This is a genomic window from Janthinobacterium sp. FW305-129 (assembly GCF_020858115.1).
Classification (GTDB): Bacteria; Pseudomonadota; Gammaproteobacteria; order Burkholderiales; family Burkholderiaceae_D; genus Janthinobacterium.
Genome location: NZ_JACYMM010000010.1, coordinates 12,712 through 25,269, shown reverse-complemented (window position 1 = coordinate 25,269; position 12,558 = coordinate 12,712). Strand labels below are relative to the sequence as shown.

Genomic DNA, 12,558 nt, shown 5'->3' with positions numbered 1-12,558 from the left:
AAATGATCACTTTCCTGCGTAATACTCTGGCACGATAAGGGTGACTTCCAGTCCACCGTCAGCATGATTGAGCAGTGAAACCGTGGCGCCATGCTGCTCTGCAATATTGCGCGCGATGGTCAGGCCCAGGCCCGTGCCGCCCGATTCGCGCGAGCGCGAAGTCTCGATGCGGTAAAACGGTTCGAACACCTTGGCCAGCTGATCGGGTGCAATCCCCGGCCCGCCGTCGCGGATGCGGATGCGCGCCGCGCCGGCGATGCGCTCGACGGTCACTTGCGCGTACAGGCCGTATTTGACGGCATTGTCGATCAAATTCACCAGGCAGCGCCGCATGGCGATCGGGCGCGCCATCAAGGCCATGCCTGCCTGTCCACTGAGGGTGACTTTCTGGCCGGCATCGGCCGCGTCGGAGCAGACGCTATCGAGCAGGGAATCGAGATCGAGCGCCTGCATCGCTTCCGTGCTGTCCATCGAGCGGGCCAGGTCCAGCCCTTCCTTGACCATGCTTTGCATGGCCGACAAGTCGCCCACCAGGCGGTCGTACAATTCCGTATCCGCCACTTTTTCCAGACGCAGGCGCAAGCGCGTCAGCGGCGTCTGCAAGTCATGCGTGATGGCCGCCAGCATCTGTGTACGCTGGGAAATATGCTGGCGGATGCGCGCCTGCATGGCATTGAAGGCGGCGCTGGCCTGGCGGATCTCGCTGGCGCCCGACAGGGTCAGCGGCGGATGGTTGATGTCGTTGCCCAGGTCTTTTGCCGCCTGCGCCAGCTGTTTCAGCGGGCGCATGGTCATGCGTGTAACCAGGTAGGCGAGGATGGCGATGCTGATCAAGAATGGCAGCAGGGTCATCCAGTCGTTGTGTTCATTGAACGGCGGCTGCTGACGCGGCGGCAAGACCATCAGGCGCAGCACGTGACCGTCCTGCATGCGCACGTCGAGATTTTCGCAGGTGCCGCCCCATGGCTTGGCGGAAAACATGCCCGGCGACTGGCGCGGCTTGACACAGGCTTCCGGGCGTTCGGCCAGCGCGCTGACCTTGAAACCCTCGCCCAGCTTGGCTTGCAGGGCGGTGGAAAATTCCGTCGGCGCACCGGGCGTATGTTCCTTCTCGGGACGCAGTTCCAGGCGCACGCTGCCCTTGTTGGCCACTTTCAGATAGGCGGCGCGCGAGGCCAGCGGCACCACGTCGGCCGCCATCACCAGTTGCTCTGCCCGCTCCACGGCGTGGTAGTCGCGGTATTGCTCGATGGCACGCTGGCGTTCGCCCACGGCCAGCCACTGCGTCAATGCGGCCGAAGCGACGATACCGATCAGCAAAAACATGAAGACGCGGCCCGTCATCGATCCCAGGAAGGCCTTCACGCGTGCGGCTCCACATTGACCTGGCCGGCCAGCACGTAGCCGCCGTTGCGCACGGTTTTGATGATTTGCGGCAAGCGGGCATCTTCACCGAGCTTTTGCCGCAGGCGGCTGATCTGGATATCGATCGAGCGGTCGAACGGGTCGGCGTCGCGCCCCTGCGTCAGGTTCAGCAACTGGTCGCGGTTCAGCACGCGGTTCGGGTGTTCCAGGAACACGCGCAGCAAACGGAACTCGGCGCCCGACAGCATGATCACCAGGCCGCTGGGGTTGAGCAGGTGGCGTGCCGTGAGGTCCAGGGTCCAGCCGGAAAAGCGGATTTGCTGAGCCTTATCTGACGGCACGTTCGACGGCATGGCGTGGCTGCGGCGCAGCACGCTGCGTATGCGCGCCAGCAATTCACGCGGCTCGAACGGTTTCGGCAAGTAATCGTCGGCGCCCATTTCCAGGCCCAGGATACGGTCCAGCGGCTCATTGCGCGCCGTCAACATAATCACCGGCACGGTCGATTGGGCGCGCAGCTTGCGGCACAGGGTCAGCCCATCGTCGCCAGGCAGGTTCAAGTCGAGCACGATCAGGTCGGGCCGCGTTTCATCAAGGATTTTCCACATGGCCGTCCCATCTGCCGCGCCCAGGGTGCGGTAGGCGTTCGTTTCCAGGTAGTCCGCCAGCAAGCTGCGGATATCGCGGTCATCGTCGACGATGAGAATTGTAGAAGTGGGTTCCATAATACGAATTATCCCCACTTCCCCCGCCCTTGCACAGCGCATTTGTATCGTCTTGTATATAGGAGACCCGAAGAAACATATAGATACAAACTGTCTGGCAGCGGACACTTCGGGGAAACATGGGGCGTCCAACATGGATTCATGTGCAGCAACATGCACATCCCTCACTTTTACAAAGGAATCCAGATGAACGCCTCAATGACAACCTTGCGCAAGAACTTGATCATCGCCATGAGCGTACTCGGCATGGGTGCGGCATCGCTGACCGTCCACGCCCAAGAAGCGGCCGCCAGCGCGCCTGCCGCCAGCACCAAGATGCAACATGAAGGCCAGCGGGGCCAGCACCGCGGTGGCAACCCGGCCGAGCGCATGGCCAAGTACCAGGCCCGCCTGCACGACAAACTGAAGCTGACGGCCGCGCAGGAACCGGCCTGGGCCACGTTCACGGCCGCCAACGCGCCGAAAAAGCCGATGGGCGACTGGAAGGCCAAGCGCGAAGCGATGGCCAAGCTGTCGGCACCGGAACGCATGGAGCAATGGATCGCCATGTCGAAGGAACGCATCGCGGCCCAGGAAAGCCGCCTGGCCTCGCTGAAAACCTTCTACGCCGTGCTGACGCCGGAACAAAAGAAAGTGTTTGACGACAGCGTGCCTGGCGGCAAGCATGGTGGCATGCGCGGCGGCCACCACGGCATGCAGCAGCATCCGAAAGCCGGCTAAGTTGTAGCTGGCGCAGAAACAGAAAAAGCCTGCATTGCAGGCTTTTTCTTATTGAGCAGACAAGTAAACGCTTACTGTCCGTCGAGCTTGCGCAAGGAAGTCAGAAACGTCGATGCATTCTGGAAGCCGATCACGCGCGACTGGGCGATTTCCTGCCCCTGCGGATTGAACATGATGATGCCCGGCGGGCCGAACAGCTGGAAACGTTTCAGCATGGCTTTGTCGTCCGCATCATTGGCCGTCACGTCCACTTGCAGCAGCACGGCTTGCCCCATCTTCTCGCGCACGGCGGGATCGACGAAGGTCAGTTTTTCCATCTCGATGCACGACACGCACCAGTCCGCATAAAAGTCCAGCAAGGCCGGCTTGCCACCCAGCTGCGCCAGCGCCGCATCGAGCTGCGCCACGGTCTTTACGCGCGTAAACGGTTGCGCGTGGACCTGGCCACCACCGAGGTGCGCCAGCGGCGCCAGCGGGTCGCGGCCGCCGCTGGCCACGCCCACCAGCTGCATCGCGCCCAGCACGGCAAACACGAGGCCGAAGGCCTTGGCCACCCAGGCGTGTTGCGCGCCGCTCTTGCCCACCAGCAAATACATGCCATAGCCGACGAGCAGGATCGTCCAGCCCAGCATTTGCACGGCGCCCGGCAGCACGGGCGAGACCAGCCACCAGGCCACGCCCAGCTGCAGCACGCCAAAGAAGCGTTTGACGGCATCCATCCACGCGCCGGCACGGGGCAGCAAGGTGCCGGCGGAGACGCCCACCAGCAGCAGCGGCACGCTCATGCCCACCGCCATGGCAAACAGCGCGCCGCCGCCAATGACGACGTCGCGCGTCTGGCTGATGTACAGCAAGGCGCCGGCCAGCGGCGCGGCCACGCAGGGTCCCACGATCAGGGCGGAAATGGCACCCATGACGAACACGCCCGCCAGGCGGCCCGACGATTGCTGGTTCGACACGGACGTCAATTTTCCTTGCAGGAAAGCCGGCACTTGCAGTTCATAAAAACCGAACATCGACAGCGCCAGGCCCGCCATCAGCAAGGCAAAGAAACCCAGCACCCACGGATTTTGCAGCTGGGCCGCCAGGCCTTCGCCCGCCAGACCGGCCGCCACCCCCAGCGCCGTATAGACGATGGCCATGCCCAGCGCGTAGGTCAGCGACAGCAGCAAGCCGCGCGAGCGGCTGACCTTGGCGCCATCGCCGATGATGATCGACGACAAGATCGGCACCATCGGCAGCACGCACGGCGTAAACGCCAGCCCCAGGCCCAGCAGCATGAAAAGAGGCACGATGACGAGCAGCTTGCCGCCCTTCAAGGCCGCTTCGATCTTGCCCATCTCGCTTTGCGCGGGCGCGGGACTTGCCGCCACGGGCGCCGCCGCGGCCGGCTCGGGCGTGCTGGTGATCTCCGCCTGGGGGATGCTCAGCACGGACACGCCGGGCGAGGCCTGCGCCTGCGGACCGTTGATCGCCGCCGTGTCGACTGCGGGCGCGGCGGGCAAGGCGAACTTCGACGGCAGGCCAGCACCGGGCGCCATGCTCTGGCCGCCGCCACCGCCCAACAGCTTGGCTGTCGCATCCTGCGGCGCATAGCACAGGCCCTTGTCGGAGCAGCCCTGTCCCGTCGCCTTCAAGGTGAACGCGCCGGCCGCTTCCACGGGAATGGTGATGGTCAGGGTCTTGCGGAAGGTTTCCACATTCTTCTGGAAGGTGTCGTCGAACTTGACCTTGCCAGCCGGATACACGGGCGTGCCTAACTTGGCGCCCACGGCCTCGAACTTGAAGCGCTCGTGGTACATATAGTAGCCATCGGCGATCACATAGGTGACGGCGATGGTGGACGGGTCCTGCATGCGGGCGGAAAATTTGAAGGCCAGCTCGGGATCGAGGAATTCATCGTCGGCGCGGGCGTGACTGGCGCCGAAGACGGCCATGGCCAGCAGCAAACAGGTGGCAAACCAGATCAGCAGTTGATGCAGGGGAGCGGCGCGCGCGGAGGCGCTGGAGGGGAAACGGGACATGAACTACCTTTTCGACCATTCGACGGAGGACGCGCGGAGCAGGCAGCGCATGTGCCGGGCCGGCGCGAAAGAAGAATAGTACACCGCAGCAAGGATAGCTGCAGCAGAAAACAAAAAAGCCAGGCTAGGCCTGGCTTTCTTAGATGCAATTACTGGGATTACTCGCCAGCAACTTCAACTGCTTCGGTCGTATCTGGACGATCCATCAGTTCAACGAACGCCATAGGAGCGTTATCGCCGACGCGGAAACCCATTTTCAGGATACGCACATAACCACCGTTACGGTTGGCAAAACGTGGGCCCAGTTCAGCGAACAGCTTGACGACCATTTCGCGGTCGCGCAGGCGGTTGAAGGCCAGACGCTTGTTTGCCAGGGAGTCGGTTTTGCCCAGGGTCAGAATTGGCTCAACAACGCGGCGCAGTTCTTTTGCTTTTGGCAGGGTGGTCTTGATCGCTTCGTGACGCAGCAGCGATACTGTCATGTTGCGCAGCATTGCCAGACGGTGGGACGAGGTACGATTCAGTTTACGGAGGCCGTGACCGTGACGCATGATAAATCCTTTCGGTGAGTGTTTAAATCCAGTTCTTCGATCGGCTGGGCGGGAAACCCCGACTAGCCGCGGACCGGTTTGGTACTACAAAATAAAAGCCTGGGACACCTGTCCCAGGCAGTTTGCTACAACTACGAATTACTTTTCCAGGCCGGCAGGCGGCCAGTTTTCCAGCTTCATGCCCAAGGTCAAGCCGCGCGATGCCAGCACTTCCTTGATTTCGTTCAGGGACTTGCGGCCCAGGTTTGGCGTTTTCAGCAGTTCGTTTTCCGAACGTTGGATCAGGTCGCCGATGTAGTAGATGTTTTCCGCTTTCAGGCAGTTCGCCGAACGCACGGTCAGCTCCAGGTCGTCGACTGGACGCAACAGGATAGGATCGACCAGCGGAGCGCGCGATGGCGCTTCGGCGGCGGCTTCCGTGCCTTCCAGGGCAGCGAACACGTTCAACTGGTCCACCAGGACGCGGGCCGACTGGCGGATCGCTTCTTCCGGCGAGATCACGCCGTTGGTTTCGATGTTGATGATCAGCTTGTCCAGGTCGGTACGCTGTTCAACGCGGGCCGATTCAACGAAGTACGATACACGGCGCACTGGCGAGAACGATGCATCGAGAATGATGCGGCCGATGGTCTTGTTCGTGTCTTCCGACAGGCGACGCACGTTACCAGGAACGTAGCCGCGGCCTTTTTCAACCTTGATCTGCATGTCCAGCTTGCCACCAGCGGTCAGGTGGGCGATCACGTGGTCAGGGTTGATCAGTTCGACGTCATGCGGCAGGTCGATGTCGGAAGCCAGGATCGCGCCTTCGCCTTCTTTTTTCAGGGTCAGGGTTACCGAATCGCGGTTGTGGACTTTGAAAACCACACCCTTCAAGTTCAGCAACAGATCGACGACGTCTTCTTGCACGCCATCGAGGGAAGAATATTCGTGGACGACGCCAGCGATCGTCACTTCGGTCGGCGCGTAGCCCACCATCGACGACAGCAGAACGCGGCGCAACGCGTTACCCAATGTGTGGCCATAGCCGCGCTCGAACGGTTCCATCACGACCTTGGCGTGACCTGCACCGAGAGCTTCAACATCGATAATACGTGGCTTCAACAAACTGTTTTGCATGAAATGTCCTTTTCAATACCCTCGGCTCATTACACCGATAAGGCTGATGGCATTAGTGAAACGCCCACTTTACAAAAGCAAAGTGGGCGGAGATCTTGCTACTGACTACTATTAACGCGAGTACAGCTCGACGATCAGCGATTCGTTGACGTCGTTAGCGATTTCGTTACGCTCTGGCAGGGACTTGAAGGTACCTTCCATTTTCTTGGCATCAACCGAAACCCAGCTAGGCATGCCAACTTGTTCGGCCAGCGACAGTGCTTCAACGATACGCACTTGCTTTTTCGATTTTTCACGAACAGCGATGATGTCGCCAACTTTGACCGAGTACGAAGCGATGTTCACAACGATACCGTTCACGGTGAACGCTTTGTGGCTGACCAATTGACGCGCTTCAGCGCGGGTCGAGCCAAAGCCCATGCGGTAGCAAACGTTGTCCAGACGCGTTTCCAGCAACTTCAACAGCGTTTCGCCGGTGTTGCCTTTACGACGGTCTGCTTCAGCGAAGTAGCGGCGGAATTGACGTTCCAGCACGCCGTACATGCGCTTGACTTTTTGCTTTTCGCGCAGTTGGTTACCGTAGTCCGAGGTGCGGGCGCCGGATTTGACACCGTGCTGGCCTGGCTTGACGTCCAGTTTGCACTTGCTGTCCAGCGAGCGACGTGCGCTCTTCAGGAACAGGTCTGTACCTTCACGGCGGGAAAGTTTTGCTTTAGGTCCGATATAACGTGCCACGATACTTCCTTTTTTTAAATGATAACGCCCCAGCCACATGCATGATCAAACACACTGATGCGGTTAGGCGCTAGTCTGATTTGGTTTCAATCAGACGGTGGCTGAAAACGAAAAACCCGTCAAACAGGATTTGACAGGCAAGAACAGCCGGGCAGTATAACCGTTTCCGGCTCCCTGCTCCAGCGTTTTCACACAACTGTACTGAGTTACAACAGACAGCAAAGCAGCTGGCGCCGAAGCGCCCTCTGCAACACTATCTTAGATACGACGACGTTTCGGTGGACGGCAACCGTTGTGCGGTACCGGCGTCACGTCCTGGATCTCGGTGATCTTGATGCCCAGGTTGTTCAGCGCGCGAACGGCGGATTCACGACCAGGACCTGGGCCCTTGATACGTACTTCCAGGTTCTTCACGCCACACTCAACAGCCACTTTACCAGCGGCTTCCGCGGCGACCTGCGCTGCGAACGGGGTCGATTTACGCGAACCCTTGAAGCCTGCACCGCCGGAGGTAGCCCACGACAAGGCATTGCCTTGACGATCGGTGATGGTAATGATGGTGTTATTGAACGAAGCGTGGACATGCGCGATGCCTTCAGCGACGTTCTTTTTAACTTTTTTACGCACGCGTGCTGATGCGGCGTTATTTTGCGACTTAGCCATAATTATTCCCTAGCGGATTATTTTTTCAGCGATTGAGCGGCTTTACGCGGTCCCTTGCGGGTACGTGCGTTCGTACGCGTACGCTGGCCACGGCAAGGCAGACCCTTACGATGACGCATGCCGCGGTAGCAACCCAGATCCATCAAACGCTTGATGTTCATGGACAGTTCACGACGCAGATCGCCTTCGACGATGAATTTACCTACTTCATCGCGCAGTTTTTCCAGTTCGCTGTCATCCAGATCTTTGATCTTTTTGTTGGTTGCTACACCGGTCGATGCACAGATTTTCTCTGCGCGTGGACGGCCCACACCGTAGATGGCCGTCAGGCCGATAACGGTATGCTGATGATTTGGGATATTAACCCCTGCAATACGTGCCATTTGTTATTCCTCGATTAACCTTGACGCTGCTTGTGACGTGGTTCCACGCAGATAACGCGGACTACGCCTTTGCGCTTGATGATCTTGCAGTTGCGGCAGATCCGCTTGACTGATGCGAGAACTTTCATTTTTGGGCTCTTTCTTTCGCTTCTTTGGTTTGATTCAGTGTGTTACTTGGTACGGAACACAATGCGGGCTCGGCTCAGGTCGTACGGCGTCAACTCCACCGTCACCTTGTCTCCAGGGAGAATGCGAATATAGTTCATCCGCATTTTACCTGAAATATGCCCGAGCACCACGTGTCCGTTCTCCAGCTTCACTCGAAATGTTGCATTTGGGAGATTCTCAAGAATCTCGCCCTGCATCTGTATGACGTCGTCTTTTGCCATTCGGTATGTTTACCGCGCTTAACGCGTCGGAATTCCGCCCTTGAAATTTGCTTTGCGCAGCAGCGAATCATATTGCTGCGACATCACGTAGTTCTGTACTTGCGCCATGAAATCCATGGTGACAACTACAATAATCAATAAAGAAGTACCGCCGAAATAGAATGGTACTTTCCACTGGGCTTGCATAAATTCCGGCAATAAACACACCAGGGTGATGTAGACTGCGCCGGCAAGTGTCAAGCGTGTCAGGATCTTGTCGATGTAACGGGCTGTCTGCTCGCCTGGACGGATCCCGGGAATGAACGCACCGCTTTTCTTCAAGTTATCCGCTGTTTCCTTGCTGTTAAACACCAGCGCTGTATAGAAGAAACAGAAAAACACGATCGCCACTGCGTACAACAGCGCATGGATAGGCTCACCAGGCCCCATCGATGCTGCCAAATCTTTCAAGAACCGCACCGCAGGGTTAGCGTTGTCGGCGCCCTTTGAAAACCAGTCCACGATAGTGGCCGGGAACAAGATGATCGAAGAAGCAAAGATCGGCGGGATCACGCCGGCCATGTTCAGCTTCAACGGCAAATGGCTGGTTTGACCGCCATAAATCTTGTTGCCTACCTGGCGCTTCGCGTAATTGACCAATATTTTGCGCTGACCACGTTCGACGAATACAACGAAGTACGTTACCAGTGCTACCAGAATCACGATGAAAATCGCGCTGAAGCTGCCGATCGAACCATTCGACACCTGAGTGAACAAGCCACCCAACGCCGACGGCAGACCTGCTGCAATCCCGGCAAAAATGATGATCGAGATGCCATTCCCCAAGCCACGCTCGGTAATTTGCTCACCCAACCACATCAAAAACATTGTTCCGGTCAACAAAGTGACGACCGTCACGAAGCGGAATGCAAGACCAGGTTCCAACACCAGACCAGCTTGCGACTCCAGTGCGACTGCAATGCCTAACGCTTGGAACAGTGCCAGGGCAACCGTGAAATACCGGGTGTACTGGGTGATCTTGCGACGACCTGCTTCGCCTTCTTTTTTCAACGCTTCCATCTGCGGTGACACGATCGACAGCAATTGCATGATGATCGAGGCCGAGATATAAGGCATGATACCCAGCGCAAACACTGTAAAACGAGACAAGGCACCGCCCGAGAACATGTTGAACATGCCCAGGACGCCGCCTTCGTGCTCCTTGAACAGCGAGGCTAATTGTGTCGGGTCAATCCCGGGAACCGGGACGTGAGCACCGATACGATAAACCACCAATGCGCCAAGCAAAAACCAGAGCCGTCCCCAAGGGAAACCGGCCGCTGCACTTTTAGCAAGTTGTGGATTAGTCGCCAATTTTCGCTCCGATCAAGCTGTTAGCGGTCAACTCAGGCTACCGAGCCGCCGGCTGCTTCGATGGCTGCTTTCGCGCCAGCGGACACTTTCAAGCCCTTCAAATTCACCGCTTTGGTGATTTCGCCGGACAAGATCACGCGCACGTCACGGGCCAACACGCCCAGAACGCCAGCTTGCTTCAAGACCAGAATGTCGACATCGCCAACAGCCAGGTTGTTCAGATCGGACAGGCGCACTTCAGCTTTGAAGGTGGCGTGCATCGATTTGAAACCGCGCTTAGGCAGACGGCGTTGCAGAGGCATCTGACCGCCTTCGAAACCGACTTTATGAAAGCCGCCCGAACGCGATTTCTGACCTTTGTGACCACGACCCGAGGTTTTACCCAGGCCGGAGCCGATACCGCGACCGACGCGACGCTTGTAGTGCTTAGCGCCTTCGGCTGGTGCAATAGTATTCAATTCCATGATTTGCTCCGTTCGTGTAAGCCCGAAGGCTTACCCGACAACTTTAACGAGATACGATACTTTATTGATCATGCCGCGTACGGATGGGGTGTCTTGCAATTCGGAAACCGAATTTACACGACGCAGACCCAGACCGCGCACGGTAGCGCGATGCGATTCGCGCGTACCGATCAAGCCCTTGACCAATTGCACTTTGACTGTGTTTGTCATTTTGTCCACCTTAAGCCAGAATGTCTTCGACCGACTTGCCGCGTTTGGCAGCGATATCGGAAGCAGTGCTCATTTTCGACAGGCCGTCCAGCGTAGCGCGTACCAGGTTGTATGGGTTGTTCGAACCGGTGGATTTCGCCACCACGTCCGTCACGCCCATCACTTCGAAGATAGCGCGCATTGCGCCACCAGCGATAACGCCAGTACCAGGCTTAGCTGGGTTCATCAGGACCTTGGAGGCGCCGTGACGACCAACAACCGTGTGATGCAAGGTGCCGTTTTTGAGCGGTACTTTGATCAGGTTGCGACGGGCTTCTTCCATTGCCTTCTGCACGCCAACTGGCACTTCTTTCGATTTGCCCTTGCCCATGCCGACGCGGCCATCGCCATCACCAACTACGGTCAGCGCGGCGAAACCCATGATACGACCACCCTTGACCACTTTGGTCACGCGGTTGATCGCGATCATTTTTTCGCGCATGCCATCATCCGGCTTGTCGCTTTGCATTTTTGCTTGCATTTTTGCCATGATTGATCCTTAGAACTTCAGACCGGCTTCGCGTGCGGCTTCTGCCAACGCTTTCACACGGCCGTGGTAACGGAAACCGGAGCGGTCGAACGCAACTTCGGTAATTCCTGCTTTCAACGCTTTTTCAGCGACGCGCTTGCCGATCAAGGCTGCAGCAGCGGCATTGCCGCCTTTGCCGGATTGGCCTGCCAGTTCAGCGCGAACTTCCGCTTCAGCCGTCGAGGCCGAAACCAGGACTTTAGCGTCCGGGCTGATCAGGTTGGCGTAAATGTGCAGGTTGGTGCGATGCACCGACAAGCGATTTACTTTCAATTCCGCAATCTTGATGCGGGTTTGGCGTCCGCGGCGAAGCCGTGATTCTTTCTTATCCATCGTCAGCCCCTAATTACTTCTTCTTGGTTTCTTTAAGCTTAACCACTTCGTCCGCATAGCGAACGCCCTTGCCTTTATAAGGCTCAGGAGCGCGGTAAGCACGAACTTCAGCGGCTACCTGGCCAACCTGTTGACGGTCGATACCTTTAATCAGGATCTCGGTCGGGGTTGGTGTTGCGCAGGTAACGCCAGCTGGCATGTCATGCACTACAGGGTGCGAGAAACCCAGGGACAGATTCAACTTGTCGCCTTGAGCTTGCGCCTTGTAACCCACGCCTACCAGGTTCAGCTTTTTCTCGAAACCCTTGGTGACGCCAACAACCATGTTGTTGACCAGTGCGCGCAGCGTGCCGGACATGGCATTGGCTTCGCGGCTGTCGTTCGCCACGTCAAAACTCAGGGTTCCTGCATTGTTTTCCACTTTGACCTGACCGGTGAGGGCCTGGGAAAGTACGCCCAGCGGGCCTTTTACGGTGATCGCTTGTGCGGAGATGGCGACTTCGGCGCCAGCTGGCACTACGATAGGCATTTTAGCTACTCGAGACATGTGTAACTCCTTAAGCCACGTAGCAAATAACTTCGCCGCCGACACCGGTAGCGCGTGCTTTGCGGTCAGTCATGACGCCTTGCGGAGTCGACACGATCGCCACACCCAAGCCATTCATCACAACAGGGATCTCGTCTTTACCCTTGTAGACGCGCAGACCCGGACGGGACACGCGCTCCAAGCGCTCAATGACGGGACGGCCAACATAATACTTCAAACCGATTTTCAGTTCCGCTTTGCCACCAGCTTCGGCAACAGCGAAATCTTCAATGTAACCCTCGTCCTTCAGGACGCTGGCAATCGCAATTTTGACTTTCGACGATGGCATGGCCACGGTCGTCTTTTGCACGCCTTGTGCATTGCGAATGCGGGTCAGCATATCGGCGATAGGATCGCTCATACTCATTGCATA

General features: G+C 57.8%; 18 protein-coding genes. 1 reads left to right on the top strand and 17 read right to left on the bottom strand.

Annotation, left to right across the window (positions count from 1 at the left end; genetic code table 11):
* Window positions 1-6 precede the first annotated feature (6 nt).
* A complete protein-coding gene (locus tag IGS61_RS20005; RefSeq protein ID WP_230541250.1) occupies window positions 7-1,365 on the bottom strand; it encodes an ATP-binding protein in 1,359 nt (452 codons plus the stop codon).
* Entirely contained in the window at window positions 1,362-2,090 is a 729-nt protein-coding gene (locus tag IGS61_RS20000; RefSeq protein ID WP_034753223.1) for a response regulator, read from the bottom strand. The genes IGS61_RS20005 and IGS61_RS20000 overlap by 4 nt, the downstream gene beginning before the upstream one ends.
* A 186-nt stretch (window positions 2,091-2,276) precedes the next feature.
* Here IGS61_RS20000 and IGS61_RS19995 point away from each other — a divergent pair, with 186 nt between their 5' ends.
* Entirely contained in the window at window positions 2,277-2,810 is a 534-nt protein-coding gene (locus IGS61_RS19995) for a Spy/CpxP family protein refolding chaperone (RefSeq protein ID WP_230541249.1), read from the top strand.
* Window positions 2,811-2,881: 71 nt separating this feature from the next.
* On the opposite strand, the gene dsbD is transcribed toward IGS61_RS19995, so the two are convergent.
* The 15 genes from dsbD to rpsH form a co-directional block, all read right to left on the bottom strand.
* Window positions 2,882-4,834, bottom strand: coding sequence for a protein-disulfide reductase DsbD (dsbD, locus tag IGS61_RS19990; protein WP_230541248.1), 1,953 nt, complete (start codon window positions 4,832-4,834; stop codon window positions 2,882-2,884).
* Between the two features lie 158 nt (window positions 4,835-4,992).
* Entirely contained in the window at window positions 4,993-5,385 is a 393-nt protein-coding gene (rplQ, locus tag IGS61_RS19985; protein WP_034753219.1) for a 50S ribosomal protein L17, read from the bottom strand.
* Window positions 5,386-5,523: 138 nt separating this feature from the next.
* Window positions 5,524-6,501, bottom strand: a complete 978-nt coding sequence (locus IGS61_RS19980; RefSeq protein WP_008444343.1) for a DNA-directed RNA polymerase subunit alpha — start codon at window positions 6,499-6,501, stop codon at window positions 5,524-5,526.
* Between the two features lie 111 nt (window positions 6,502-6,612).
* Window positions 6,613-7,236 carry a 30S ribosomal protein S4 gene (rpsD, locus tag IGS61_RS19975; RefSeq protein ID WP_038496998.1) on the bottom strand — a complete coding sequence of 208 codons (624 nt, stop codon included), beginning with the start codon at window positions 7,234-7,236 and terminating at the stop codon, window positions 6,613-6,615.
* A gap of 258 nt (window positions 7,237-7,494) precedes the next feature.
* Window positions 7,495-7,899, bottom strand: a complete 405-nt coding sequence (gene rpsK / locus IGS61_RS19970) for a 30S ribosomal protein S11 (protein ID WP_010394475.1) — start codon at window positions 7,897-7,899, stop codon at window positions 7,495-7,497.
* 17 nt (window positions 7,900-7,916) lie between these two features.
* Window positions 7,917-8,282 (bottom strand): 30S ribosomal protein S13, encoded by a 366-nt coding sequence (gene rpsM / locus IGS61_RS19965; RefSeq protein WP_046681666.1) that lies wholly within the window; start codon window positions 8,280-8,282, stop codon window positions 7,917-7,919.
* Window positions 8,283-8,296: 14 nt separating this feature from the next.
* Entirely contained in the window at window positions 8,297-8,410 is a 114-nt protein-coding gene (gene rpmJ, locus IGS61_RS19960) for a 50S ribosomal protein L36 (RefSeq protein WP_010394471.1), read from the bottom strand.
* 42 nt (window positions 8,411-8,452) lie between these two features.
* Complete coding sequence (gene infA, locus IGS61_RS19955) at window positions 8,453-8,671, bottom strand: translation initiation factor IF-1 (protein WP_005663428.1); 219 nt, start codon at window positions 8,669-8,671, stop codon at window positions 8,453-8,455.
* A gap of 18 nt (window positions 8,672-8,689) precedes the next feature.
* On the bottom strand, window positions 8,690-10,024 hold the full coding sequence (secY, locus tag IGS61_RS19950) for a preprotein translocase subunit SecY (RefSeq protein ID WP_010394438.1): 1,335 nt from the start codon (window positions 10,022-10,024) through the stop codon (window positions 8,690-8,692).
* A 32-nt stretch (window positions 10,025-10,056) separates the two neighbouring features.
* A complete protein-coding gene (gene rplO / locus IGS61_RS19945; RefSeq protein ID WP_034753211.1) occupies window positions 10,057-10,488 on the bottom strand; it encodes a 50S ribosomal protein L15 in 432 nt (143 codons plus the stop codon).
* 30 nt (window positions 10,489-10,518) lie between these two features.
* The gene (gene rpmD, locus IGS61_RS19940; RefSeq protein WP_010394435.1) at window positions 10,519-10,698 is read right to left on the bottom strand and encodes a 50S ribosomal protein L30; all 180 of its coding nucleotides are present in this window, start codon (window positions 10,696-10,698) and stop codon (window positions 10,519-10,521) included.
* 10 nt (window positions 10,699-10,708) lie between these two features.
* A complete protein-coding gene (rpsE, locus tag IGS61_RS19935) occupies window positions 10,709-11,227 on the bottom strand; it encodes a 30S ribosomal protein S5 (RefSeq protein ID WP_010394433.1) in 519 nt (172 codons plus the stop codon).
* A 9-nt stretch (window positions 11,228-11,236) separates the two neighbouring features.
* On the bottom strand, window positions 11,237-11,599 hold the full coding sequence (gene rplR, locus IGS61_RS19930) for a 50S ribosomal protein L18 (RefSeq protein ID WP_010394431.1): 363 nt from the start codon (window positions 11,597-11,599) through the stop codon (window positions 11,237-11,239).
* A 13-nt stretch (window positions 11,600-11,612) separates the two neighbouring features.
* Window positions 11,613-12,146: a 50S ribosomal protein L6 gene (gene rplF / locus IGS61_RS19925; protein ID WP_034778281.1), complete on the bottom strand. Its 534-nt coding sequence runs from the start codon at window positions 12,144-12,146 to the stop codon at window positions 11,613-11,615.
* A gap of 10 nt (window positions 12,147-12,156) precedes the next feature.
* On the bottom strand, window positions 12,157-12,552 hold the full coding sequence (gene rpsH, locus IGS61_RS19920; RefSeq protein WP_034753208.1) for a 30S ribosomal protein S8: 396 nt from the start codon (window positions 12,550-12,552) through the stop codon (window positions 12,157-12,159).
* Between the last annotated feature and the right edge of the window lie 6 nt (window positions 12,553-12,558).